This is a genomic window from Nocardioides humi, assembly GCF_006494775.1.
Taxonomy (GTDB): domain Bacteria; phylum Actinomycetota; class Actinomycetes; order Propionibacteriales; family Nocardioidaceae; genus Nocardioides; species Nocardioides humi.
In genome coordinates, this window is record NZ_CP041146.1 from 4,679,924 (window position 1) to 4,704,471 (window position 24,548).

Here is a 24,548-nt window from a genome sequence, read left to right on the forward strand (position 1 = left end):
AGGCCATGCCCGCCGGGAGCGGCGGGGCCGCGGCCGACGGCACGGTGCGCGTGCTCGTCGTACCCGCCGCCTCGGCCGACGCCGAGGGCCGGCTCCGGTTCGAGGACCTGGTGCCGACGACGGAGACCCTGCAGGCGGTCACCGGGTTCATCGACGAGCGCCGCACGGTCGGCGCGCGGGTGGTCGTGGAGCCGCCGTTCTACCAGGGGGTGACCGTCGTGACGACGCTGGTCGCGCGGCCGCGGACCTCGTCCGAGCAGCTCGAGCTGGCCGCCCGGATCGCGCTCAACCGCTACTTCGACCCCCTCACCGGCGGCGTCGACGGCACCGGCTGGCCGTTCGGACGACCGGTCCAGGCCGGGGAGGTGTACGCCGTCCTGCAGCAGCTGCCCGGCACCGAGCTGGTCGAGGAGGTGCTGATCTTCGGCGCCGACCCGATCACCGGCAAGCGCGGCGAGCCGGTCCAGCGCATCGACCTGGACCGGTTCGCGCTGGCGTTCTCCTTCGACCACCGGGTGCGGGTGGTGCGCGGTGGCTGACCGGGACGCGGGGACGCCGAGCCGGCGGGGGCTGGTGCCGGGGCTGCTCAGCCCCGCGCCCGTCGCGACGCGCCTGCCGGGGGTGCTGCAGGACGACGACCTGATGGTCCGCTTCGTGTCCGCCTTCGACGACGCCTACGCGCCGGTGCACGCCACGCTGGACTCGCTGGCGGCGTACTTCGACCCGTGGCTGGCTCCCGACGACTTCGTCGAGCTGCTCGCGGGCTGGGTCGGCGTCGAGCTCGACGACGCCTGGTCCTCGCCGGTCCGCCGCCGGATCATCGCCGACGCCGCCCTCCTGCACCGCCGGCGCGGCACGATCGGCGGGATCGTCGCCGCACTGACCCAGGCGCTCGGCGCGGCCGAGGTGACCGTCGGCGACTCCGGGTCGTGCGAGTGGTCGCAGCGGCCCGGTGGCGCGACGGCCGCCGACCCCGAGCCGCCCGCCGTGGCGGTGCGGATCGCGGTCACGGACCCCGACGAGGTCGACGTACGCCGGGTCGAGGCGCTGCTGGAGGCGGTGTGCCCCGCGCACGTGGCGCACCGGTACGAGGTCGTCGGCCTTCCCGGCGCCGGCGGTGCGTCGTGAGCCGGGCCTGCCCCGACTGCTCCGTGGCCCTCGAGGAGGGGGAGCGGTTCTGCGGGGAGTGCGGGGCGTACGTCGACTGGTCGGGCGAGCCGGGGGAGCCGGTGGTCGAGCCCGTCGCCGAGCCGGTGGTCGAGCCGGTCGCGGGGCCGCCGGCTCCTCCGCCCCCTCCTCCGCCACCCGACGCCACCTGGCAGCCGCCCCCGCCGCCACCGCCCGCGGCGCGCGCGCTCGTCGTACCCGTCTCCGACGGCGCGGTCCGGCCGCAGCAGCCCGCGCCGACCCGCCCGGGCGCGCCGGCACCGAAGCCGCGACGGCCGCGGCCGCCCGCCGACGACCCGATCAACCACGGTGACCTGGTCTGCGGCGACTGCGGCATCGGCAACAAGCCGACCCGCAAGTTCTGCCGCCGCTGCGGCCACGACCTGGTCGACGCCCAGGTCGCCCGGCTCGGCTGGTGGCGCCGTCTGCGCGCCTGGGCGAGACGCCGCCCGCGCGCCGCCGGCGCCCGCCCGCGCGCGCGGACCCGGCCGCGGCTGCGGGTGCCGGCCCGGCTGGTCGGCCTGGTCGGCGTACTCGCGATCCTCGGCATCGGCGGCTACGCCGTCCGCGGGCTCCTCTCCGACGGCTACGAGACGGTCCGTGACCGGGTCGGCGGGGTGGAGCAGGTGAACCCGACGGGGCTGAGCGCGAGCAGCCACCAGGACGGGCACGAGGCGCGGTTCGCCCGGGACGGCACGTCGAACCGCTACTGGGCGCCCGCGAAGGCCGGGGACGGGCGCGGCGAGCGGCTGACCGCCGAGTTCGCCGAGCCGGTGCGGCTGGTCTACGTGCTCATCACGCCGGGCATCTCCGGCGAGGACGAGGAGCTCTTCCTCACCCAGGGCCGTCCCGCCGAGCTCAACGCGGTGGTGCGCCGCGGCGACGGGACCGTCGAGGTCAAGCGGCTGGAGCTGGAGGACGAGATCGGTCCCGCACGGCTCGGCCTCGGCGTCAGCGACGTCGTCGAGGTGACCTTCGAGATCCGCCGGGCCTATCCCGGCAGCGCGCCCGACAGCCGGACCGCCGTCGCGGAGGTGGAGTTCTACGCCCGCAAGTGAGCGCGGTCAGCCGCCGAGCACGTCGGCGAGGTCGTACTTCGCCGGCTGCTCGAGCTGCTCGTACCCGCACGACTCCGGGTCGCGGTCCTCGCGCCACCGCTTGAAGTGGGCGGTGTGCCGGAAGCGGCGGCCCTCCATGGCGTCGTACTTGACCTCGAGGACGCGCTCGGGTCGCAGCGGCGTGAAGGACAGGTCCTTGCCCTGGCTCCACCGGCTCTGCGTCCCCGGCTGGCGCCCCGGGTTGGCGACCAGGAACTCCTGCCAGCGGCCCCACGGGTGCTCGTCGATGGGGACGACGAGCGGCTGCAGCTCCTGCCACAGCTCGGCCCGGCGCTGCGCGGTGAAGCTGGCGCTGACCCCGATGTGCTGGAGCTCGCCGTCCTGGTACAGCCCCAGAAGCAGGCTCCCGATCAGTGGCTCCTCCGGCGTGCTCGTCTTGTGCTCGCGGTAGCCCGCCAGCACCACGTCCGCGGTCCGCTCGTGCTTGATCTTCAGCATGGTCCGGGCGTTCGGCGCGTACGGCGCGCTCAGCGGCTTCGCCACCACCCCGTCCAGGCCTGCCCCCTCGAACTGGTGGAACCACTCCTCGGCCACCGCCGGATCGGTGCTCGTCCGGGTCAGATGGCAGCGGCCCTGGCGCTCCAGCGGATCCGCCGCCAGATGCCCGAGCGCCTGCTCCAGGGCCGCCCGCCGCTCCGAGAACGCCCGGTCGACATACGACTCGTCGCCCAGCGCCAGCAGGTCGAACGCCACGAAGTCCGCCGGCGTCTGCTCGGCCAGCATCTCGATCCGCGACGCCGCCGGATGGATCCGCTCCTGCAGCACCTCGAACTGCAGCCGCCCCTTCCCGTCCTGCCCCTCCAGCGCCACGAAGATCTCCCCGTCGAGCACGCACCGCTCCGGCAGCTCGGCCCGCATCGCCTCCACCAGCTCCGGGAAGTACCGCGTCAGCGGCTTGGTGTTGCGACTCGCCAGCTCCACCTCGTCGCCGTCGCGGAACACGATGCAGCGGAACCCGTCCCACTTGGGTTCTAGTTGTACGTAAGGGAGCATTGCGAGTGCGTTGTCCAAGGTGGTGGTCTTCGCCAGCATCGGGCGGATGGGCGGCATCACTGGCAGGTCCACGAGATCACCATAGATCGGACTGGGCCGGTGGCAGGTCTGCGCAAAGACGGTCGTTCAGCCGCGTAGTTGGGCGGCCAGGGGGCAGTCGAAGGGGTCACGTGCACGCAGGCCGACGTGATTGAGGTAGTCGACAACGATGCCGTAGGAGTGGAAGAGGCCGACCTCCATGTAGTCGATTCCTGTGCGCTCACAGTGGGACCGAACCAATGATCGTGCCTTCTTCAGGTTGCATCGCGGCATGCTCGGGAAGAGGTGGTGCTCGATCTGGTAGTTCAGGCCGCCCATGAGGAAGTCGGTGACGGGGTTGCCGCGGATGTTCCGGGAGACCATGACCTGGCGGCGTAGGAAGTCCAGCTTCATCGTCGCCGGCACGATCGGCATGCCCTTGTGCGCGGGCGCGAAGGCCGCCCCGAGACAGACACCGAACACGGCCAGTTGGATCGCCAGGAACGCGGCAGCGATCCCGAGCGGCAAGAAGGCGACGAGGACCGCGACGTAGGTGGCCAGCCGGGCGAGGACCAGGACCAGTTCGAGGCGTCGCCAGGGAGCCGAGCTTGTTCGGTCCAGTCCTGCCTTGACGCTCTGCACGTGCAGGTTGACTCCTTCCAAGGTGAGCAGCGGGAAGAAGAGCCATCCCTGATGGCGGGCGAACCAGCCGGCGAGGCCGGTGCGGCTGGCGACGATGTCGGGCGTGAATGCGATCGCCCCGGGGCCGATGTCGGGGTCGATGCCTTCCTGGTTGGGTGCTTGGTGGTGCTTGTTGTGCTTGGCTCGCCACCACGTGTAGCTGAGGCCGGCGAAGGCGCCGGCCAGGATGCGGGCGCTCCAGGCGTTCCAGGCGGGGGACCGGAAGATCTGTCGGTGCGCCGCGTCGTGGCCGAGGAAGCCGAACTGGGTCACGACGACTCCCAGTGCAGCGGCCAGCAGGAGCTGGAGCCAGGAGTCGCCCAGAAAAAAGAAGCCGACCCAGATCGCTGTGAAGGCCACCACTGCGTAGGCGATCTGGGTCCAGTAGAAGATGTAGCGGCGCTCCAGCAGTCCCGATTGGCGGATGGCCGAGGCGAGGTCTGTGTATCGGCTCGTGTGGAGGTCCGTGGGCGGGGGCGAACAGCTGCCGATACGGAGGGCATCTCGTTCATCCCTTCAGTCGTTTTCGGCGCGGGGTTTCCCGCGGGGCGTTGGCCGCGTCGGCGCGCTTGTCGGCGCGCTTCTGCTTCAACGACTTGCTGGACTTCTTGGACAGCTGCTGTCGTGGTGACTTGTCGTTCATGCGGTGCTCCTGGGGCGGCTGGATAGCGGCGGCATGGGGGATGGCAGCCTGCCGAGGGTCTCGAGCTCCTCGATGATCTCGGCGGGGGTCGGCTGATGGGGGCGGTCGAGGACGGCCAGCAGCTGGTCGACGGACTGTTCGATGGTGAATCGGGCTGTCGCGCGGTCGCGCTGTCCCGGCGGGACGGGGCCGAGCGCGATCGCCTGGCGGATGCCTTCGGCGAGTGCTGCAGCGTCGTCGGGTCGTATGAAGGTGATGGCGCCGCAGTCGGTCTCGGGCAGTCCGCCGTCGTCGGAGGCGACGACACGGCAGCCCGCGTGCTGTGCCTCGATCGAGACGATGCCGAACGTCTCATGCCAGTACTGGCTGTTCGACGGCATGACCACGATGTCGTGGTCGGTCATGAGCGCCGCCATCGCGGTCGGGGAGAGGGCCGCTGTGACCAGGCTGATGCCGGAGTGGGTCGCCAGCATGCGGTGGATGATGCGCCCTTGCGGCTTCTCTGCCCCTGCTGTGGTCACCGTGAACGTGAGGTGGATGCCGTCGTCGGCGAGCTCGGTGATCAGCTCGTGGTGCAGCGTGGACAGGAGCGTGTAGATCCCCTTCTCGGGGCTCAGGCGGCCGGCGTACAGCACGCGTACGCGTGCTGGTCGGCGTCCAGCTCGCGGGTGCGTGCCGAATGCTGTCTCGGCGAACGGGTAGACCACCGCGATCGTCTCGATATCGACATCGAGGAACCTCGCCCAGAGGGCTGCGGCGAACCGGCTCGTTGCGATCGGGGTGCGGTCACGGGTCTGCGAGCGCATCTCCTCCCGTGGGCCTCGAAGGCTCGGCGGCGGCACATGCAGCATTTGGAAAGGGGGTTGACAGTCGCTACGTGCGGGAACTCCGAGACGAAGACGACGGTCCCGTCGAGCCGGCCAACATCGGCGGCCCTCGCCAGTGCGAGGAAGGGGATGCCGGGGAAGCCGTCACGACCGTCCGCGCTGCCCAGGCCGACTGTGACGACCTGCGCGTCGACTCCACGCCGGTTGAGTTCGCGAACCTGACCGACCGTATAGTTCTCCGAGCCGCCTGTGCCGGCCGGCAGAGTCTCGCCCGGAGACCACACGAAAGAGATCAATGAGATCGTGCTGGGTGTGAGTGCATCTCACGACCGCCTCGGCTCGCTGCTGTCACGGGCTTCGTCGTCGTGATCCTCACGCTCATCGGCCCGTGGACTCGCAGTCCTTCCTCCCACACTAGCCTGCCCGCCTAGAACTTGCGGCTCACGGGTCGGGGTGACAGGTAGGCGTCTCTGGGATCGCCTGGTTGTTGTCAGGCTGCAGTCTGCCGGGTCCGGCCTCGGAGGTCCTTCTTGACCTGGCGTGGGGTCCGACCACGCATGTAGTCCCCGTTGTTCGGCCGCTCCTCGTTGTAGTCACGAACCCAGGCCTGCAGCGACCTGTCGAGCAGCGCGATGTCCTCGACCCTGCCGCGATGGAAGTGGGGTCGGTAGAACTCGTCGAGCACGGTGCCGTGGAAGCGTTCGCACACCGCGTTGTGGTTCGGTGACCTTGGTGGGATCCGGTGGTGGTGCAGCCCGAGCTCCCCGACGCGGGCCTGGAAGGCCCTGCCCACGAACTCCGGGCCGTTGTCGGTCAGCACGCCCTCGAGGGTGATGCCGTGCCTGCGCAGCGCCTTCTTCAGATGGTCCAACAGCTTCGCGGCGACCGCAGCTGTCTTGTCGCCCACGACGAGCTGGACGACCGCGATGCGGGTCGCGATGTCGACCGCGGTCAGCTGCCACACCGCGCCGACGCCCTTGAGCCGGCCGACGTAGAACGCATCCAAGGCCACCACCTGACCTGGGCGGGAGGCGTACTGACAGAACCCGAACGGGCCCTCGAGTGCGGCCTGGATGAGTTGACCAGTCGCGGTCGCGGTGAGCGACGCCAACGCGATCACCCGCTGCTTAGCGGTGCCCAGGTTGTGACGACGCAGAACCTTCGCGACCCCGGACGCCGAGCGGTCCACGCCCCGCTTCTTGAGGTGGCGCAGCAACGACTTCGGTCCCAGGGTTGGCCTGGCGATCGCCTCGGACACGATCACCGCGACCTCCTCAGATGACATCGCGTTTGGCTGGTGCGGCGTGCGGCGATCGCGTGGCAGCAGCGCGGACAGGCCGTACTGCTCGGCCTTCTTGATCCACTCGTAGTAGGTCTTGCGCGAGACACCGAAGATCCGGCACGCCTCGCTCACGTTGTTGATCCGGGCGGCGTGCTCGATCACACGCACCCGCCTGTCGTAGACAATGTCCTCGTGGGTCACGGAATGACTTCCTGTTCTCTAGATCTCAGCAATCCAGAGACTGTCTTCCGTGGCCCACACCTACACGCAGGCACACCGGGTGTCACCCCAACCCGTGATCTCTAAGGCCTAGAAGGAGCCGGGTCGAGACGAGTGGGTCAAGATCGGCTCGACTGGCGGACGCCATGATGGTCCCGAGCGCGGACATCATCAGAGAGTTGGTGACCTGTCGCTGCTGGGGTCGAGGTCATCTCGCCCGGCGTGCGGTGGACTACGGGACAGCCCGCGGACACAGCCGGTGTGGTGGCGGACGCAAGAGAGGCGGCGTCTATGGGTGCTCCGAAGTCCCACTATCCGCACAGGCATCCCGACGCTCTCGGCCTGCTGCGACTCCAGTTGAGCGACCTGCGGCGCCTCGCGCTCGCCGACGGGATCTGACTCCCCTACGGGCACGACCTGACCCGAGAGGGAGCGCACCTGATCGACGAGTTCCCCGCCTGCCGTGGGCGGATCGACCCGCTGGCCTACGCACCCGGCGACTGGAGTGACGTAGCGACCGAGGTCTTCAGCCGGCACGGTCGGGTCAAGGTCGGTCTTCTGCCTGGAGGCCGCGCAGTCGTGCTGGTGCGTCTGCACACCTCCGAGGTGCTGCGGATCCGGACCGTCTGGCCCGACGGCCCCGCAGGCTGACTGGGGTCGTCAGGTCCGCGAGGTAGCGTCGAGGGTGACCGGTCGCCCCGAGGGCCTCCAGCCGGACACCCGGACCGGTCGAGAGGTGGCCGTCATGACGACGCCCAGCACATCCACACCCGTCACCACATCTCTTACCGGTGCTCCCCACCGCCGACCGTTGCGTCTGCGCATGGGCCGGACGATGGGGGTCGATCAGCTGGACGGGGCCTGGTGGCCTCAGAGCCGCGACCTCGCGATCGAACTGGCCGATCTCGTCGACCACTTCCCCGCCGAGCACGGCCGCGTCGTGAGGGCCCTGTTCTCGCCACCGGACTGGGACCCGGCTCCCCGGCGCATCCCCGTCGCCACCGGCTACGTCAAGGTCGGCTCCTTCCCACGCGACGACACCCACGTCATCGAGCTGAAGACCTCCGACCGCACCGTGCTGCACGTGCTCGTCGTGCCCCCAGGGTTCACCGACGACCAGGGAGCCGAGGCTCTTCTCGCCGCCGCGACGCCCGGCAACACGCACCCGGCGTCCGAGGTGCTGGAGCTCGTCACTGAGCATCCGGACGTCGATCCTGCTGGCCACTGGAAGGATGACGGTGGCTCGTGGTGGGACGTAGACGCACCCGCACCCTCCTTCCGGACCACCCCGACCAGCGGCTGACGTCGCTGCCCGGCCCCAGGAGGGACAAGACTCCCAGGCGGCGGCCTGAAGCGGTCGTCCTGCATTGCTTCTCGTGGATTCGCGCAGTCATAGCGGTAGCCCCAAGCTTTCGCCTCTGCTTCGGACTCGACGCCAAGGGGCCGATCCCACAGACCTTGTGGCGTGAAGTCGACCTGAGGTGGCGTGAAGACCAGCCTGAACCGCTGCACGGACTGCTGGGCCAGCACCCACTGAGCTCGCGTATCTGCCGAGATCACCCCGGCCGTTCGAAGATGAAGGCGTCGAGCCTGTGGCTGAGACGTTGAAGCGGCGGTGGGCTTGTCAGCCACTTCGATTGCAGCTGAAACTCCATGACTGCCAGCTGGTGCTCGAAATCGAACGATGGCTCCCCAAGGTTCTTTCTGGCCTTGGTCTCAGGTGGGCGACGCAGGTGCCTGCCACGCCTCCCGTCTTCCCCCACGCGCGATGCTTCAGCGCGGGTGTGGGCTTCGGATGTACTCGCGGCGCCACCTCCAGTAAGGCCAACCATTCAACCCAACTACCAGTCCCTGATCGTCGTTGACTCTCGTTGAGCCTCTCTGACAGGGAGAATCTGCCTCAACAGAGCCGTTTCTGACGTCTTCTCGCGTCTTCCATATCGTCGGCACGCATGCTACGAACGTAGGTGAGCGGTCCGCCCCGATGGGGCGGGCCGAGCGTCATTTTCGGGCCTGTTGTTGAACGTCGTTGGTGGTGGTTGGTGGTGATGGAGTCGTGCAGGGTGGGGTGAAGGTCTACCGCGGGAACGCGGCGGCGGCCCGGCACTACGTCGAGGCCGACCACGGACACGGCCACGCGGCCGGTCACAGTCGACGGGGGCGGGCGGACGACTACTACCTGGCCGAAGGCACCGGCCTGGCGGACAGGTTCGTCGCAACCCGCAACCCGACCGGCGAGGGCACAGTCACACAGCTCGCAACGCTGGATGGGGACGCCTACGAGACCTGGGTCGCGGGCCTGGACCCCGACACCGGCGTCGCGCGTGGCCGGTTGCGCGCCGACGAGCAGGGCGTGCGGTTCGTCGAGGTCACTGTGAACGGCCCGAAGTCGTGGTCGCTGGCGGCGGCGCTGCATCCAGACATCGCCGATGCCTACGACGCAGCCCAAGACGCAGCAGCGTCGGAGATCATCGGCTGGCTGGCCGAACACGCAACCACGCGCGTCGGGCCGCGCGGGCGGCAAGTGCAGGTCCCGGTGGAGCGGATCGAGGCCGTCACGGTGCGGCACTACACCTCGCGCGCCGGGGACCCGCATCGACACCTGCACTTGCAGGTCAACGCGCGGGTGTTCGCGGCCGGGAAGTGGCGCGGCCTGCACACCGTCGGCGTGCGCGACTCCATCGACGCCATCAACGGCATCGGGCACGCCGCGATGATGACCAACCCCGCCTTCCGTCGCGCGCTCGCCACACACGGCATGACCCTCGACCCCGACACCGGAGAAGTGAAGGAGCTGACCGAGTTCGTGGGTCCGTTCAGTGCCCGCGCACGCCAGATCGCGGCGAATGTGGAGACCTATGAGGCCGAGTGGCGTGCCGCTCACCCCGGGCAGGAGCCCGGCCCGCAGCTCTACCGCTCGTGGGACGCACGCGCGTGGGCACGGGCCCGGCCCGACAAGATCATCCAGGCCGACGGTGCCGAGTTGACCGACCGATGGGTCACCGAGCTGCGCACGCTCGGCTACCACGACCCTGAGCCGACGCTGCTGACCGCTGTCGAGGCGGTCGCTACCCGGCCCGGGGAGCTGGACCGGGAGGAGGCGGTCGCGGTGATCCTGACCCGGCTGGGTGCGAAGCGCTCGGCGTGGAACCACGCCGACATCCGGGGCGAGGCCGAACGGCTCATCGCCAGGCACAACATCGTCACCGACAAGCAGATGCGGCTCGAGTTGGCCGAAGACCTGACCGCCCGCACCCTCGCGGCCAGCGTGCCCCTGCTCACCGGCGACGGGACACCGGAGCATGTGCGCGCGTGGTCCTCGCGCCAGGTGCTCGCGGTGGAGGCCGATATCACCGGCCGGCTCGCGGCACGCAGCAGCGCAACCCCAGGTGCGCGCACACGCGACGCTGGCCCGACGCGCAGCAACTGGCGTGCAACAGGCACGCGGGCAGGAGTCGCGTCTGCAACGCGCACGCCCGCACCGAGCACGACGGGTATGCGGGCGGCGCGGCTCACCCGGGAGCAGGCGGCCGGGTTGGACCCGGCCCAGGCCCGGGTCGCGGCCACCATCGCCGGAGAGCGGCGGCTGGTTGTGGTCGAAGGCGCGGCCGGTGCCGGGAAGACCACCACCCTCGCGGCGGCCTCGGCAGCGATCGCCGCTGACGGGCGCCGGCTGGTGGTCGTGACCCCGACGTTGAAGGCCGCCCAGGTCGCCGCCCGCGAACTCAACAACCACCCCGACCCCGAGCCTGGCTCAACGCCCAGCGCCGGACAGGATGGGCAGGGTGGCGGCGAGGCCCGAGCCTTCTCGGGGGCGTGGCTGGCCGTCCAGCACGGCTACCGGTGGGACGAGGACGGCAAGTGGTTCCGCCTACCGCCCGAGCACGTCCACCCCCGGCCCGAGGCGGTCCTCCAGCCCGGCGACGTGCTGTTGGTCGACGAGGCCGGGATGCTCGACCAGGACACCGCTCGTGCCCTGCTCACCATCGCTGATGAGGCCGGCGCCCGGCTCGCCTTGGTTGGGGACAGGTATCAGCTACCAGCCGTGGGACGCGGCGGGGTGCTCGACCTCGCGGCGCGGTGGGCCGACCCCGAAGCGGTCCTGACGCTGGACACCGTGCGCCGGTTCAGTGATCCCGACTACGCCGCGATCACCCTCTCCATGCGCACCGGTGAGAGGCTCCCCGAGCATCTGCGCCACGAACTCGCCACCATCCGCGCGGCAGGCGACACCGGCAACGTTGGTGAGAGTGGTGGTGGGGTGGCGGGTGAGGTGTTCGACCTGCTGGCCGCACGCGGCCAGATCGTCCTCCACGAGACTGAGGTTGACCGCACCCGGACCCTCGCAGCCGAGGCGACTGAGGGTGCGTTGGTGATCGCTGACACCCGTGAGCAGGTTGCCGACCTCTCGGCCGCGACCCGTGACCACCACCTGGCCACCGGCACTGTGGATGATGGTCGGGTGGCGATCACCGACGCCGGGGAGCGGATCGGGGTCGGGGACAAGATCGCCACCCGCGCCAACGACTACGACCTCGGCGTCGCCAACCGCGACACCTGGAGGGTCACCGGGCTCACCGACGATGGCGGTCTCCAGGTCGTGTCCACCAGCCCCCACCAGCCCAAGCGAGGGGCCGACCCGAAGCACGGTGCCCGCGCGCTGCCGGCCGACTATGTGCGCACGAGCGTCGAGCTGGCCTACGCCGCCACCGTCTACGGCGCCCAGGGCGACACCGTGGACGCCGGGCATCTGGCGATGGGTGAGCACACGGGTGCGGCGTCGGCCTACGTCGCCATGACCCGCGGTAGGCACGGCAACACCGCCCACATCATCGCCGAGACCATGACCGACGCCCGGCGGTTGTGGGTCGAGGCGTTCGGCCGTGACCGGGCCGACCTCGGCCCCACCCACGCCGCCGCCCGGGCTGCGGAGGACGTGGACCGTTACGGCATCCAGGTCGCCCCACCCCGACTCTTGGACGAGGCGCTGGCCGACCTGCACGCCGCATGGAAGCAGCAGCGCCAGCTCCACACCGCGATCCGCCGCGCCGAACAACGCCGCTCCCTGGCCCTCGCCTACGGCGCCGACGTCGTTCTGCCCGGCGAGCCCAGCCACGACGAAAACCTCGACCAGATCACAGGTGAGATCGCCGGCTACAAGACCCGCCTGGCCGCAGCCAAGACCAAAGCCCGCACCATCGCCCGCGAGCCCGCACTCGCGGCGCTGGGGCGCGACGGGCTCCAGCAGGAGATGAACAGGTGGAGCGGTGAACAGAACGCCCTCCAGGCCGCCGTCCTCGCTCAACAGCAGGCCGCCCAAGCGACCGAAGCGACTCGTCGCCACCGGCTCGGCGAACCAACCCCCTACAGTCCAGCGTCCGATCGCGGGCCGGAGCGTGGACGGGGCGGCATCGGCCGATGAGCCGCCATCTGCACGACGCGGGCTGCACGACGCGGGCCGATGCGGCTATGCGAGGGCTACCATGAAGTCATGGCATCTCCGTCTGCGCACGGCCCCAGACATCTCCACGGACGTCCGCTCCGGCTCTGAGCCCGGCCCGCTCCGGGGACGCCTCGGTGGTGTCGATTCGACACCACCAAACACACACCACCGCGAGGAGGTTGTTGTGGTGTCGCAAGGCCCATCCCAGGGTCCATTCGGGGGTCGATTCCAGGGCGAGGTGCTGCCGATCGGCGAGCTGTTGCAGCATGCCCTGGCACAGCCGCCCCACGATCCGACCAGTGACGTTGGCGTGCTGCACACCGCCGCCGGAAACGCGCCCGGCTGTGCCGAGCTGCTGGCCGAAGGTGAGTCGCTGAATGGCTGCTGGCGCTTCGGGATCTTGCAGACCCTCGATGACTACACCTCCACCCTGCGGCGCGGCGGAGCCGTCTTGGCGGCGCAGGTCTTCACTGACGAGCCCGCCTCTACCGGGTCGGTCGAGCTCGATGCCGCGTCCGCCGCGCTGGCCGATCATCTGGCCGAGCGCGACGGCTGGCAGGTCCCGGCCTGGGCACTGGACCCCGCGCGTCGCCGAGGGCTGGTATCCCGACGTGCCGAGCGCATGGCGTGCCGAGGCCCGGCGCGAGAGTCCCCGCGCGTTCGCTCAGCGAGGCATCCACCTCACCTCCCGGTCCCTGAACCGCGCCTGACGCCACCGCCCAGGCGGGCGGGTTCAGCCGTCGCCGGTGCTCGGCGGGGTAGGCTCGATGATGACAGGCCAAGCATTGACAGCTTTGGGTGGAAGGAGCAGTAGGTGGCTACCAAGACGACCGAACAGGCAACTGTGCAGGCAACGGCGGCTCACGCTGCCGCCGAGGAGACCCGCGTGAAGCGGCAGATGATCGAGGTCGTCTCCGCCGTCCGCATGGCCGGCGAGGAGCCCCCGCCCGAGGCAATCGAGGCATCGCGTGCCGTCCTCTCGGGCGAGATGAGCGCCGACGAGGCCATTCGCATCGGGTTCGCCGCCCTGGAGAAGCGCCACGGCGTCCCGATCATGCCGCCTCAGCGCTGACACCTTCTCTTGCAGAGTTTGTTCTGATGCCGGACCACTACGCCTATCCCGGCACCGACGTGCTGGTGAACCTTCCCGGCATCACTGACCGTGCAGCGTGGAAGGACGCCGAGACCCTTCTGGTCGTCGCCCGGCTCTCCGAGCTGCTGGTCTCGCCGATCCCGGGCAGGTTCGACCTCGCCCACCTTCAAGCGATCCACGCCCATCTGGTTGACGGCTTCTACGCCTGGGGTGGGCAACTGCGGGTCACCGAGACCGGCCCGGGCGGAACGGGGATCACCCACTGTCGGCCGCAGTTCATTCCCGCCGAGGCCGAGCGCATCTTCACCGCTCTGGCCGAACGCGATCACCTGCGCGGACTGGACGCCGACGCCTTCTCCGCCGGTCTGGCCTGGGCGTGGGGCGAGACAACGGTCCTGCACCCATTTCGTGACGTCAACACCAGAAGCCAGTACGTGTTCTTCAACCAGCTCGCCCGTCAGGCCGGGTGGGTGATCGGCTGGAGCCAGATCGACCCCTACCTGTTCGGCTACGCCCGCACCGTGTCGATGGTCAGCGACGAACGCGGTCTCGACGCCCTGCTGCGCCCCGCCCTGATTCCTCTGACCGAGGTCGAGGCCGACCCCGAGCTGGCCGACCGCATCCACGACGCGGCCCGCACGTTCTTCAACCCCAGCACGCCCCGCACGTTCGAGGTGCTCGACCAGGAGCTGCGCCAAGCGATCGACCATCGACAAACGCTCCCATCGAGCCGGGAGCCCGGCCCATCCAGCTCAGCGACGGGTGCGGCGGCCGAGGTGGACTACGGTCCCGAGATTGACCTCGACGCAGCAGCCGAGCGACTACGCCGCACCACGCGACGCGCCGGCAGGCTAGGACTCCGCCCACCCAACCCCGGATCGTCCAACCCCGAGTCGCCCAGGCTGAGGCCGTCCGAGCCGATCTCCCCGCCGTCGTCCTCGCGTCCTGAGCCGCCCAGCATCGGCTTCTAACCGCCGCCTCGACCGCACGTCGACCAAGGCCGAGCCGCAGCCGGAAAGCGGCTCCGCGAGGTGACCGGGGTCGGCCGCGCCGCCTACGGCTCCACCCTCACGATTCAAGGGCGCTTCGCGTCGCTACGCGACGACCCTGACGGGTCGCCCTTGAGTCGTGAGCCTCGGTGGAGCCTGGGGACAGGCGGCAAGGGCAGGCCGGTGGCCCGCCCCGGCAACGGCGCGCCCGACCCCTGATCCCGAACTCTCCCAGCCTCATGAGAGGCCCCGGCTCAGCGACTCGGTGAACCCGGTGGTGAGCGCCGTGGTGAGCGCTGCGTACTTACCTGGCAAGAACCATCCAAAGAATCCGGGAGTGGTGAGCCTGATGGTGAGCGTCGTGGTGAGGTGCGTCGTCCACGGTGACGCCATGAGCACCCCATCGAGGCGCGTGCAACCGCGTCCACAACCCCTCGCCCGGCCCTTCACTGAGCCCGTCGCGCGGGCCTGCGGCGCGCCTTCTGCGGAACTCTCTTCAACTTTCGGGGGAACCCCCTGCCACCACCGATCCCAGGGGGTTCCCCCACCGGATCGACACCGATTCCGTCGCGGGTGCGGGGGTTCCCCTCCCGGATCGGCACCCGCCTCCGGCCGTGGACCGGCCGTGGGCGCGGCAGGGGGAACCAATCCGGTAACCCCTCTTGCTCACGATGGAGCCCAGAAAACCTGGAGAAGCCAGGGAAACCAGAGAACTTTCGGGGGGACGCCGCCTGACCTGCACAAACACCCGGACTGGGACGACGTCCCCCCGACGCGCCCCTACCGGAGGGGCGTCGCGGGGGGACGCATCGGGGGACATCCGATCCCCACCATGAACGCGAGCCGCACACAGGCCGCCGAGCCGACCGGCAACACGGGCAGAACCAGCAGGAGCAAGACCAGCAGCACCAGCAGGAGGAGGAAGCCATGAACGAGCAGCACCAACCACGGCAGCAGGAGCCCGGTGGCCGGGCTCCGGGTCGGGATCGTGAGGGCGACGAGATGTTGACCATCTCCGAGGTCGCCGCCCTGATCCGGGTCCCGGTGGCCACACTGAGGTATTGGCGGCACCTCGGCGCCGGGCCGGCCAGCTTCCGCATCGGACGCTTCGTGCGCTACTGGCGCGCCGACGTGTGGGCCTGGATCGACGCCCAGACCCGCCAGGGCCGCGCCCGCTGACCCAGGCCACGACCAAGAGCACGACTACTCACGAGGTCCGCGTTGTCCGCCCGCGTCAAGCCCACCCCACCATCACCGTCGTCGGCATCGTCACGAACCGACATGGTGGTGGCGTTGACGCCTGAGCAAGACGCCCGTGCTGTGACCGCGCTGGCCAGGTTCAAGGCCAAGTGCGCCGCATGGCGCGCCGGGGTGCCGCTACAGCAGCTCGACGCGAATGCTTGGGTTGTCGACGTAGATGCGGGTGATGCCGAAGTCGCGTAGCAGAGTCTTGCGAAGCTCGATCGGAACCTCGTCGTCGCTCACCCCATCGACCAGCTCGGCGAACCTGTCGGCCACGGTGCCGGTGAACGGCACCACCTCGACGCTCCCGGCCTGCTCCAACTCCTCGAGCGTGCTTCGAGCCTCCGCGATGATCGATGCCGTCTCGGTCTTGACCGTTGCGAGGTCGTCGTCATCGAGCAGTCCCTTGACGGCCAGTCGCTTGGCATTGGTCCATTCCACCTCGGCCTCCCTGACCCGCGTCAGGAGTCGGTCGCGCTTCTTCTCCGCTTCTGCGTCCGCGGCGACGCCGCGGGTCACTTGCACCTCGACCGTCTTCCCTCCACGGATCGGCTGGGAGGCGATGCCCTTGATGATGTTGTCGGCCAGGATCGTGTTGACCTTCTCGCACAAGCCGTACCCCTGACGAGGCACCATGCCCGAGCGTCGTCCGGGACAGTAGAACCTGATCCGCACGGTCTTGTAGCTCTGCGGGTTGTCGATCCGGGTGTACATCCGGTGTCCGCACCGTCCGCAGAACACGATCCCGTCCAGCACGTTGTCCGGGGTGCTCTTCTTCCGCCTGTTCCTCTGGCCACGGGCCGCGAGCCGGCGAGCGTTGACCCGATCCCACAGCTCCGGGTCGATGATCGCCCCCAAGGGGGACTCGCGGGTGACCCGGCCGGGGTCGTCGTCAGTCCGCTGCTCCAGGTAGGGCTTGCCGTTCTCGTCGCGCAGCACCTGCTGACGTCCCCAGGTCAACTCGCCCTTGTAGAAGGGGTTGTCCAGAATCCCGGCGATCGAGTTCGGCGGCCACGCATCCTTGCCGGTCTTGGTCGGCACACCCTCCCGCGTCAGCCGACGTGCGATCTCCTCCACTGCCAGGCCCTCGTCGGCCCAGGCGAACAGCTGGACCAACCACGGGTACTCCTCGGGATGCAGCTCCGGCACCCCGAGCGGATCTTGCGGCCATTGACGAACGCCGGCATCCCGGACGGCAGCTCGACTCCCTCGACGACCAGCGGCTTCATCCGCACTCCGTACGGCGGGCGCATCGCCACCGTCGACCCGGCAACGACCTTGGCTCGCAGATTCCTGCGTGTGCGGCGCCTGACCTTCAGCACCTCACCCTTCGCGTTGACCGCGCGCACGTCGGCGTCGTACATCGCGTCCTCGTCGCGCGGGTCGATCAACCCCACGTCCTCGGTCACCAACGTGATCCCGAGCCGCTTGCACAGCGAGGTGATCTTCTGGCGCTGGCCCACGCCTGCGGTGATGCGCTCCAGTTCGTTGACCACCAGGAAGCGCACCTCGCGGTGAGACTCCAGATGGTCGAACAGCTCTTGGAGGCCCGGGCGATCGGCCAGTGTGCGCGAGACGCCTTCGTCGGTGAACGTCTCCAGCACTGTGATCCCGTGGTCGGCCGCGATCATCTCGTTGATCGCTCGCTGCTCAGCCGTCGAACCCTGCTCCTCGGTCGAGTAGCGCGTGTAGCCCACACCCAGCCGCGGTGCTGTGCTTGTCGGTGGCTGCCGAGCGCTCATAGACTGAGCATAGGTCGTTTACGTACAAAAAACTCAGCACACGTCCCACTTGGGCTCAAAGCTGAGCCCCTGCTCGTCGTACTTGGCCGGATCGGGTACGCCGGACACGGCCTTCGCGAGCATCGGCAGGATGGGCGGCATCACGGGGAGGTCCACGGTGCTGAGACTAGTCAGGATCGCGACACTCATCGGTCGGTCGTCAGGACGGCTGGCCGTTCGCTTACCTCGCGCCGGAAGTGCCGGCCCTTGCCGCGGTTGCGGCTCGGGAAGGTCGGTGGCTGGGAGTGCTGGCCTCGCCTGTGCTCAGCACCCGAGGCCCTTCGACCTGGCCGGACGGTACGACGAAGGTCCGACAGATCGAGCAGAGCCGCGTGTCGGAATCGAACCGACGACATTCGCTTTACAAGAGCGACACTCTGCCAACTGAGTTAACGCGGCGCGGCCCGCTCGTCACAGGCCGTGGGCAATCCTAGTCAGCGCAGCCGCGCGACCTCGAACCGCTCATCAGGTACGGCGATCGCGTCCTGCGCCGCGATCAGCCGCAGCTCCCGCTCGCCCGACTCGAGCGTCGCGGACAGCACGTCGTACACCGACGCCACAGTCCGCCCCAGCGCCGCCGAAGCGGAGCCGGTGGTGTGGAGGTGGGCGGTGAAGAGGGCGGCGGTGATGTCGCCGGAGCCGTTGGCCTTCATGGGGAGGCGGGGGGTCTGCACGATCCAGGCGCCGTCGCCGGTGACGGCGACCATCTCGATGACGTCCTCCGGCGCGCCGAGACGCTCCACCGACGTGACCAGCACGGTCGACGGCCCGAGCGCGCGCACCTCGTCGGCGGCGTCCAGCACCGACTCGATCGGCGCCGGCTCCGACAGCGCGTCGCGTCCGGTGATGAAGCCGAGCTCGAACTGGTTCGGGGTGAGGAGGTCGGCCACGGGGACCACCGACGAGCGGATGATCGGCGGGATCTCGGGGTTCACGAAGCAGCCCGACTTGGCGTTGCCCATGACCGGGTCGCAGGTGTACGTCGCGGCCGGGTTCGCCGCCTTCACCCGCCGGACCGCGTCGACGATGACGGAGGCGACCTCCGGCGAGCCCTGGTAGCCGGACAGCACCGCATCGCACGAGCCGAGCACGCCGCGCTCCTCGATCCCCTCGATCACCGAAGCCACGTCGGCCGGGTCGAGCAGCGGGCCGCGCCAGGCGCCGTACCCGGTGTGGTTGGAGAAGTGCACGGTGAACACGGGCCACACCTCGTGCCCGAGCCGCTGCAGCGGGAAGACCGCCGCGGAGTTGCCGACGTGGCCGTAGGCGACCGAGGACTGGATGGACAGGATCCGCACCCGCGCATTCTCGCAAACGAAACCCTTTCGTGAAGAAACTAGAACGCGTTACAGTGAGGCCGCCGGGCCCCGAACGACCCCGGCCACACGAGCGAAGGATGGACACCGCATGGCCAAGCGCGCGCCGTACTCCAGCGAAGCCGACTACGTCGTCGTCGGCTCCGGCAGCTCCGGGTCGATCGTGGCCGGGCGGCTCGCCCAGTCCGGCGCGAGCGTGATCCTGATCGAGGCCGGGAAGTCCGACGACAAGGGCATGCACGGCTACTTCACCAAGAAGCCCGGCATGATCGGCCCGATGCACTCCGAGCCCAAGCTCGAGAGGCTCTTCGACTGGGGCTACCGCTCGGTGCCGCAGCCGGGCCTCGACGGCCGCCGGATGCCGGCGCCGCGCGGCAAGGTCGTCGGCGGGTCGAGCTCGGTCAACGGCATGGTCTACGTGCGCGGCAACCGTGCCAACTACGACTCCTGGGCGGCGGAGGGCAACGAGGGCTGGGACGCCGACAGCGTCAACGCCGCGTTCAAGCGGTACGAGGACTTCGAGGACGGAGAGAACGCCTACCGCGGCGCCGGCGGGCCGATCAAGATCACCCGCAACAAGACGCCCCAGGAGGGGACCCTCCAGTTCATCCAGGCGACGGCCGACACCCTCGGCGTGAAGGTGCTCGACGACTACAACGCCGCCGAGCAGGAGGGCATCGCGCGGATGCAGCAGAACACTGCCGACGGCCTGCGCTACTCCTCCTCCCGCGGCTACGTCCACCACCTCGCGCCCCGCACCCTGGAGCTGCAGACCGAGGTCCACGTCGCGCGGATCGTCGTCGAGAACGGCCGCGCCACCGGCGTCGAGGTCATCGACCAGGGCAAGGGCGGGGGCACCCGGCGGTTCGTCCGGGCCGGCAAGGAGGTCATCCTCTCCGCCGGCTTCGCCAACTCACCGCAGCTGCTGATGCTCTCCGGCATCGGCCACGCCGACCACCTCGCCAGCGTCGGGATCGACTGCGTCGCCGACCTGCCGGTGGGCGACAACCTCCACGACCACCTGTTCCACCCGATGTCCTTCCACGTGCCGAGCGTGCAGTACCGCGGCAACGCCTGGACCTTCTTCAAGGGCATCGCCAAGGACCTCGCCCGTGGCGGCTCGTTCCTCGACAACTCCGTCTTCGAGTCCGTCGGCTTCGTGCGTACGTCGCTCGCGCAGGACGTCCCCGACCTCCAGCTGCACATGCTCCCGTGGGCCTACCCGAGCCCCAACCAGGACGAGCCGATCCGGCACATCCCCGACGGCCGCCCGTCACTGACGGTCTTCTCGACGCTGATCTACCCGAAGAGCCGCGGCACCCTGCGCCTCGCGTCGGCCGACCCGACCGCCGCGCCGCTGATCGACTACGGCTTCTTCACCGACCCCCACGACGTCGAGGTGCTCGCCGAGGGCACCGAGATGATCCGCGAGATCATGGCCTCCGCGGCCTTCGGGGGCGGGGTCAAGGAGGAGATCCATCCCGGCCCGTCGATCCCCAACGGCAAGGAGCTGCGGGTCGCGCTCAAGAACCGCTCCACCTCGGTCTACCACGGCGTCGGCACCTGCCGGATGGGCATCGACGAGCGCGCGGTCGTCACCCCGGACCTCAAGGTCCGCGGCATCGAGGGCCTGCGCGTCGCGGACGCCTCGATCATGCCGAGCATCACCGGCGGCAACACCAACGCGCCCTGCTACATGATCGGCGAGAAGGCGGCCGAGATCATCCTGGGCGGAGTCACCTGGTGAGTGCGACGCAGCGCCCGGCCTCCGTCACCGACGAGCTGCTCGAGCGCCTCGTCGCGCGGGTCCCCGGCCGTACCGGCGCCACCTGGAAGCTGACCGAGGTCTACACCGGCGAGGTGCTCGTCGAGCTGCCCCAGTCGACCGAGCAGGACATCGAGGCCGCGTTCGAGGAGGCCCGCGCCGCCCAGCGGCTGTGGGCGCAGTGGCCGGTCGAGAGGAGGCTCGAGGTCTTCGCCCGTGCGCACACCCTGCTCGTCGACAACGCCCACACGACCGCCGACCTGATCCAGGTCGAGAGCGGCAAGAACCGGCGGATGGCGATCGAGGAGACCTGCGACCCGCCGATGGTGATGTCGTACTACCTCAAGCGCGCGAAGCGGCTGCTCGCCCCGAAGCGGCACGGCGGCCCGGTGCCGATCGTGTCGGGCTCGACCGAGGTCCGCGTCCCCAAGGGGGTCGTCGGCATCATCGCGCCGTGGAACTTCCCGTTCGCCACGGGCCTCTCCGACGCCATCCCGGCGCTGATCGCGGGCAATGCGGTCGTGGTCAAGCCGGACAACAAGACCGCGCTCTCGCCGCTCTACGGCATCTCGCTGCTCGAGGAGGCGGGCCTGCCCGAGGGGCTGTTCCAGGTCGTCTGCGGCGACGGCCCCGACGTCGGCCCGACGTTGATCGACAACGCCGACTACGTCATGTTCACCGGCTCCACCGCGACCGGCCGCGTCATCGGCGAGCGCGCCGGCCGCAACCTGATCGGCTGCTGCCTCGAGCTCGGCGGCAAGAACCCGATGATCGTGCTCGACGACGTCGACGTGGAGGAGTGGGTCGAGTCCGCGCTCTTCGGGGTCTTCGGCAACACCGGCCAGATCTGCATGCACATCGAGCGGATCTACCTCCCCGAGAGCCGGTACGACGAGCTGAGGTCCGCCTTCGTCGACCGGGCGTCGAGCCTGGTCATCGGGGCGGCGTACGACTTCGGCCCGGAGATCGGCTCCCTGGTCAGCCCCGACCACCGCGACCGGGTCGCCTCCCACGTCGAGGACGCCGTCGCCCAGGGCGCGACCGTGCTCACGGGCGGCCGCGCGCGGCCCGACATCGGCCCGGCGTTCTTCGAGCCGACCGTGCTCGAGGGCGTCACCAAGGACATGCTCGCCGGCCACACCGAGACCTTCGGCCCGGTCGTCGCGCTCTATCCCTACCGCACCGTCGACGAGGCGATCCGCCTCGCCAACGACACCGACTACGGCCTCAACGCCTCGGTCTGGAGCGGCGACCTCGCCCGCGCCGAGGCCGTGGCCGCGCGGATCGAGTCGGGCAACGTCAACATCAACGACGCGCTCGCCACGGCGTACGCCTCCAAGGGATCGCCGTCCGGCGGCGTGAAGCAGTCGGGAGTAGGCGCCCGGCACGGCGACCAGGGCCTGCTGAAGTACACCGACGCCAAGAACGTCGCGGTGCTCAAGAAGCAGGTCATGGGCCCGCGCCCCGGCCAGGGGTACGACGCCTACGTCCGGCAGATGCTGAGCTCGCTGAAGCTGATGCGCCGGCTCCGCGTCCGCTGAGAGACGCCGACCCGTCCCGTTCGAACGGGACGGGTCGGCGAGGGATCAGGCCTCGATGGACTGGGTCTCGGTGACCGGGGCCGTGCCGGCGATCTGGACCTTGCGCGGCTTGGCCTTCTCGGCGACGGGGATCACCAGCCGCAGCACGCCGTTCTCGTAGCCCGCCTCGATCCGCTCGAGGTCGAGGTTGTCGCCGAGGACGAGCTGGCGGGAGAACTGGCCGTGGGTGCGCTCGGAGGCCAGGCGCTGCCAGTCGCCGTTGCCGGAGAGGCGCTCGGCCTTGACGGTGAGCACATTGCGCTCGACGTCGATGTCGATGCTCTCGCGGTTGATGCCGGGCAGGTCGAACTCGAGCACGAAGCGGTCGCCCTCGCGCCAGGCGTCCATCGGCATCACGGCGGGGCGGTTGGTCGTGCCCAGCCCGGCGCCCAGGAGCTGGCTGGTCAGCCGGTCGAAGTCGCGGAACGGGTCGGTGGTACGCAGCAACATGACATGTCCTCCTTCGGGATGTGCCGGCTCGGTGCGCCGGTCGTTCATTGATCTGCAATGACTGTTATAGATAATCTGTTCCCGTGAATCAAGACCACACCCGCGGTGTCTTCGCGATCTCGGTCGCGGCGGAGATGACGTCGCTGCAGATCCAGAACCTGCGCGTGTACGAGCGCCGCGGTCTGCTGGAGCCTGCGCGCAGCGAGGGCGGGACCCGGCTCTACAGCCGGGCCGACATCGAGACGCTGCACCGGATCCGCGACCTGCTGGCCGACGGGCTCAACCTCGCCGGCATCGCCCGGGTGCTCGAGCTCGAGGCCGAGGTGGTCCGGCTCCGCAGGCGGCTGGCGAGGTAGCTCAGGCGACCTGGAGGCTGCGCTTCGACAGCCCCATCCAGAACTCGTCCCGGATGACCTGCTCCCCGGGCTCGGTCGGGTCGGTGGCGGCGCCGAGGGTGACGAACAACGGCGTGTAGTGCTCGACCGTCGGGTGGGAGTAGGGCATGCCCGGCGCCTTGTCGCGGTACGACGCCAGCTCGTCCACGTCGCCGCGGGCCATCGCCTCGCCGGCCCAGGCGTCGAAGTCCTGAGACCAGCCGGGCGCCTCGGCGTCGATCTGCCACGAGGTCAGGAACGGCAGGCCGTGGGTGAGGAAGCCGGAGCCGATGACGAGGACGCCCTCGTCGCGCAGCGGGCGCAGCCGCCGGCCGATCTCCATCAGCCGGCCCGGGTCGTGGGTGGGCAGCGACATCTGCAGGACCGGGATGTCGGCTTCGGGGTACATGATCCTCAGCGGCACCCAGGCGCCGTGGTCGAGCCCGCGCGAGGCGTGCTGGTGGACCGGCTCGGTGCGCGGCATCATCGCGGCCACCCGGGCGGCGAGGGCGGTGGCGTCGGGCGTCGCGTAGGTCATCCGGTAGTACTTCGGCGCGAACCCGCCGAAGTCGTAGACCAGCGGCGCGCCGCTCGCGGTGAGCGAGAGCGGCGCGGACTCCCAGTGCGCGCTGACGATGAGGATCGCCCGCGGGCGCGGCAGGTCGCGGGCCCAGGCGGCCAGCTGCCCGGACCAGACCGGGTCGTCGAGCAGCGGGGGAGCGCCGTGGCCGATGTAGAGGGCCGGCATGCGGGTGCTGGGGTCGGTCATCGCCATGCCCTCATCAATAGTTGAGACTTCAACTATATTCCGCGGAGGGTCAGGACGGAAGGGTCCAGTCGACCGCCGTGCCCCCGCGCTCGACGAGGAGCTGGTTGACCCGGCTGAACGGCCGGGACCCGAAGAACCCCCGCGAGGCCGACAGCGGCGAGGGGTGCGGGGACTCCACGGACGGGATCGGCCCCAGGTGCGGCTTGAGCGTCTGCGCGTCGCGGCCCCACAGGATCGCCGCGATCGGAGCGCCGGCCTCGGCCCGTCGTACGACGGCCTGGATGGCGCAGGCCGTGACGTGCTCCCAGCCCTGGCCGCGGTGCGACCCCGGCTCGCCGGGCCGCACGGTCAGCACCCGGTTGAGCAGCATGACGCCCTGGTCGGCCCACCCGGTCAGGTCGCCGTGGCCGGGCGGCACGAAGCCGACGTCGTTGGCCAGCTCCTGGTAGATGTTCACGAGGCTGCGGGGGATCGGCCGCACCCCGCGGTCGACGGCGAAGCTCAGCCCGATCGGGTGCCCGGGCGTGGGATAGGGGTCCTGTCCCACGACGAGCACGCGGACGTCGGCGAGCGGGCGCTGGAACGCGCGGAAGACATGATCGCCGGCCGGGAGATAGGACCGGCCCGCCGCGATCTCGGCACGGAGGAACTGCCCGAGCGCGGCGACGCGGTCCTCGACCGGCGCCAGCGCCTCGGCCCAGTCGGCGGCCATCAGGCCCTTGTCCACCAGTCCATTCAGCGCGCCCACGGCCGAACCCTAGCCCGCCCGCGCCCGGCGGCGCCCCTCTCCCTCCCAGG

Annotated in this window: 24 protein-coding genes, 1 tRNA gene and 1 pseudogene; 12 read left to right on the forward strand and 14 right to left on the reverse strand. The window is 70.0% G+C overall.

Going from position 1 to position 24,548, the window contains the following annotated elements; translation table 11 throughout:
- The first annotated feature begins 5 nt into the window (after nucleotides 1-5).
- The 3 genes from FIV44_RS33350 to FIV44_RS30790 are packed head-to-tail and all read left to right on the forward strand — an operon-like array spanning nucleotide 6 to nucleotide 2,225.
- Entirely contained in the window at nucleotides 6-539 is a 534-nt protein-coding gene (locus tag FIV44_RS33350) for a baseplate J/gp47 family protein (protein WP_219996140.1), read from the forward strand.
- Nucleotides 532-1,128, forward strand: coding sequence for a phage tail protein (locus tag FIV44_RS22605; protein ID WP_219996141.1), 597 nt, complete (start codon nucleotides 532-534; stop codon nucleotides 1,126-1,128). Before FIV44_RS33350 ends, FIV44_RS22605 begins: the two co-directional genes overlap by 8 nt.
- Entirely contained in the window at nucleotides 1,125-2,225 is a 1,101-nt protein-coding gene (locus tag FIV44_RS30790; RefSeq protein WP_181410766.1) for an NADase-type glycan-binding domain-containing protein, read from the forward strand. The genes FIV44_RS22605 and FIV44_RS30790 overlap by 4 nt, the downstream gene beginning before the upstream one ends.
- A gap of 6 nt (nucleotides 2,226-2,231) precedes the next feature.
- On the opposite strand, the gene FIV44_RS22615 is transcribed toward FIV44_RS30790, so the two are convergent.
- From FIV44_RS22615 to FIV44_RS22630, 5 genes are all read right to left on the reverse strand, one after another.
- Nucleotides 2,232-3,350 carry an ATP-dependent DNA ligase gene (locus tag FIV44_RS22615; protein WP_181410767.1) on the reverse strand — a complete coding sequence of 373 codons (1,119 nt, stop codon included), beginning with the start codon at nucleotides 3,348-3,350 and terminating at the stop codon, nucleotides 2,232-2,234.
- 54 nt (nucleotides 3,351-3,404) lie between these two features.
- The gene (locus tag FIV44_RS22620) at nucleotides 3,405-4,337 is read right to left on the reverse strand and encodes a fatty acid desaturase family protein (protein WP_246086562.1); all 933 of its coding nucleotides are present in this window, start codon (nucleotides 4,335-4,337) and stop codon (nucleotides 3,405-3,407) included.
- A 148-nt stretch (nucleotides 4,338-4,485) separates the two neighbouring features.
- The gene (locus tag FIV44_RS33355) at nucleotides 4,486-4,620 is read right to left on the reverse strand and encodes a hypothetical protein (protein WP_281285759.1); all 135 of its coding nucleotides are present in this window, start codon (nucleotides 4,618-4,620) and stop codon (nucleotides 4,486-4,488) included.
- Nucleotides 4,617-5,426 carry a glycosyltransferase family 4 protein gene (locus FIV44_RS22625; protein WP_181410768.1) on the reverse strand — a complete coding sequence of 270 codons (810 nt, stop codon included), beginning with the start codon at nucleotides 5,424-5,426 and terminating at the stop codon, nucleotides 4,617-4,619. Before FIV44_RS22625 ends, FIV44_RS33355 begins: the two co-directional genes overlap by 4 nt.
- A 511-nt stretch (nucleotides 5,427-5,937) precedes the next feature.
- Nucleotides 5,938-6,897 (reverse strand): helix-turn-helix domain-containing protein, encoded by a 960-nt coding sequence (locus FIV44_RS22630; RefSeq protein WP_181410769.1) that lies wholly within the window; start codon nucleotides 6,895-6,897, stop codon nucleotides 5,938-5,940.
- A gap of 465 nt (nucleotides 6,898-7,362) precedes the next feature.
- On the opposite strand from FIV44_RS22630, the pseudogene FIV44_RS34185 reads away from it, so the two are divergent.
- The 3 genes and pseudogenes from FIV44_RS34185 to mobF form a co-directional block, all read left to right on the forward strand.
- Nucleotides 7,363-7,599: pseudogene (locus FIV44_RS34185) on the forward strand (hypothetical protein); the annotation flags it as partial.
- Between the two features lie 172 nt (nucleotides 7,600-7,771).
- Entirely contained in the window at nucleotides 7,772-8,251 is a 480-nt protein-coding gene (locus tag FIV44_RS22635) for a DUF5994 family protein (RefSeq protein WP_141006412.1), read from the forward strand.
- A gap of 765 nt (nucleotides 8,252-9,016) precedes the next feature.
- A complete protein-coding gene (gene mobF, locus FIV44_RS22640; RefSeq protein WP_141006413.1) occupies nucleotides 9,017-12,370 on the forward strand; it encodes a MobF family relaxase in 3,354 nt (1,117 codons plus the stop codon).
- A gap of 67 nt (nucleotides 12,371-12,437) precedes the next feature.
- On the opposite strand, the gene FIV44_RS30795 is transcribed toward mobF, so the two are convergent.
- Nucleotides 12,438-12,926 carry a hypothetical protein gene (locus FIV44_RS30795; RefSeq protein ID WP_181410770.1) on the reverse strand — a complete coding sequence of 163 codons (489 nt, stop codon included), beginning with the start codon at nucleotides 12,924-12,926 and terminating at the stop codon, nucleotides 12,438-12,440.
- A 279-nt stretch (nucleotides 12,927-13,205) separates the two neighbouring features.
- Here FIV44_RS30795 and FIV44_RS22650 point away from each other — a divergent pair, with 279 nt between their 5' ends.
- From FIV44_RS22650 to FIV44_RS22660, 3 genes are all read left to right on the forward strand, one after another.
- Nucleotides 13,206-13,463 (forward strand): antitoxin VbhA family protein, encoded by a 258-nt coding sequence (locus FIV44_RS22650; protein WP_141006414.1) that lies wholly within the window; start codon nucleotides 13,206-13,208, stop codon nucleotides 13,461-13,463.
- Nucleotides 13,464-13,489: 26 nt separating this feature from the next.
- Nucleotides 13,490-14,455, forward strand: coding sequence for a Fic/DOC family protein (locus FIV44_RS22655; protein WP_141006415.1), 966 nt, complete (start codon nucleotides 13,490-13,492; stop codon nucleotides 14,453-14,455).
- A gap of 945 nt (nucleotides 14,456-15,400) precedes the next feature.
- On the forward strand, nucleotides 15,401-15,652 hold the full coding sequence (locus FIV44_RS22660) for a helix-turn-helix transcriptional regulator (RefSeq protein WP_141006416.1): 252 nt from the start codon (nucleotides 15,401-15,403) through the stop codon (nucleotides 15,650-15,652).
- Between the two features lie 198 nt (nucleotides 15,653-15,850).
- On the opposite strand, the gene FIV44_RS22665 is transcribed toward FIV44_RS22660, so the two are convergent.
- The 5 genes from FIV44_RS22665 to pdxY form a co-directional block, all read right to left on the reverse strand.
- Nucleotides 15,851-16,831, reverse strand: coding sequence for a recombinase family protein (locus tag FIV44_RS22665; protein ID WP_181410771.1), 981 nt, complete (start codon nucleotides 16,829-16,831; stop codon nucleotides 15,851-15,853).
- Nucleotides 16,768-17,457, reverse strand: coding sequence for a recombinase family protein (locus tag FIV44_RS22670; protein WP_141006418.1), 690 nt, complete (start codon nucleotides 17,455-17,457; stop codon nucleotides 16,768-16,770). Before FIV44_RS22670 ends, FIV44_RS22665 begins: the two co-directional genes overlap by 64 nt.
- Nucleotides 17,458-17,490: 33 nt before the next feature.
- Nucleotides 17,491-17,646 (reverse strand): hypothetical protein, encoded by a 156-nt coding sequence (locus FIV44_RS22675; protein ID WP_219996143.1) that lies wholly within the window; start codon nucleotides 17,644-17,646, stop codon nucleotides 17,491-17,493.
- Between the two features lie 176 nt (nucleotides 17,647-17,822).
- Nucleotides 17,823-17,895 (reverse strand) — tRNA-Thr (locus tag FIV44_RS22680).
- A gap of 35 nt (nucleotides 17,896-17,930) precedes the next feature.
- Nucleotides 17,931-18,794 (reverse strand): pyridoxal kinase PdxY, encoded by an 864-nt coding sequence (gene pdxY, locus FIV44_RS22685; protein ID WP_141006419.1) that lies wholly within the window; start codon nucleotides 18,792-18,794, stop codon nucleotides 17,931-17,933.
- A 109-nt stretch (nucleotides 18,795-18,903) separates the two neighbouring features.
- Here pdxY and FIV44_RS22690 point away from each other — a divergent pair, with 109 nt between their 5' ends.
- Both FIV44_RS22690 and FIV44_RS22695 read left to right on the forward strand, forming a co-directional pair.
- Nucleotides 18,904-20,559 carry a GMC family oxidoreductase gene (locus FIV44_RS22690; RefSeq protein WP_141006420.1) on the forward strand — a complete coding sequence of 552 codons (1,656 nt, stop codon included), beginning with the start codon at nucleotides 18,904-18,906 and terminating at the stop codon, nucleotides 20,557-20,559.
- Nucleotides 20,556-22,118, forward strand: coding sequence for a succinic semialdehyde dehydrogenase (locus tag FIV44_RS22695; protein ID WP_246086563.1), 1,563 nt, complete (start codon nucleotides 20,556-20,558; stop codon nucleotides 22,116-22,118). Before FIV44_RS22690 ends, FIV44_RS22695 begins: the two co-directional genes overlap by 4 nt.
- Nucleotides 22,119-22,163: 45 nt before the next feature.
- Here FIV44_RS22695 and FIV44_RS22700 read toward each other — a convergent pair whose 3' ends face one another.
- Nucleotides 22,164-22,607 (reverse strand): Hsp20/alpha crystallin family protein, encoded by a 444-nt coding sequence (locus tag FIV44_RS22700; RefSeq protein WP_141006421.1) that lies wholly within the window; start codon nucleotides 22,605-22,607, stop codon nucleotides 22,164-22,166.
- A gap of 83 nt (nucleotides 22,608-22,690) precedes the next feature.
- Here FIV44_RS22700 and FIV44_RS22705 point away from each other — a divergent pair, with 83 nt between their 5' ends.
- Entirely contained in the window at nucleotides 22,691-22,963 is a 273-nt protein-coding gene (locus FIV44_RS22705; RefSeq protein WP_246086564.1) for a MerR family transcriptional regulator, read from the forward strand.
- A 1-nt stretch (nucleotide 22,964) separates the two neighbouring features.
- Here FIV44_RS22705 and FIV44_RS22710 read toward each other — a convergent pair whose 3' ends face one another.
- Both FIV44_RS22710 and FIV44_RS22715 read right to left on the reverse strand, forming a co-directional pair.
- Nucleotides 22,965-23,750 carry a dioxygenase family protein gene (locus FIV44_RS22710; RefSeq protein WP_141006422.1) on the reverse strand — a complete coding sequence of 262 codons (786 nt, stop codon included), beginning with the start codon at nucleotides 23,748-23,750 and terminating at the stop codon, nucleotides 22,965-22,967.
- A 49-nt stretch (nucleotides 23,751-23,799) separates the two neighbouring features.
- Nucleotides 23,800-24,462 carry a uracil-DNA glycosylase gene (locus FIV44_RS22715; protein ID WP_141008022.1) on the reverse strand — a complete coding sequence of 221 codons (663 nt, stop codon included), beginning with the start codon at nucleotides 24,460-24,462 and terminating at the stop codon, nucleotides 23,800-23,802.
- Nucleotides 24,463-24,548: the final 86 nt, after the last annotated feature.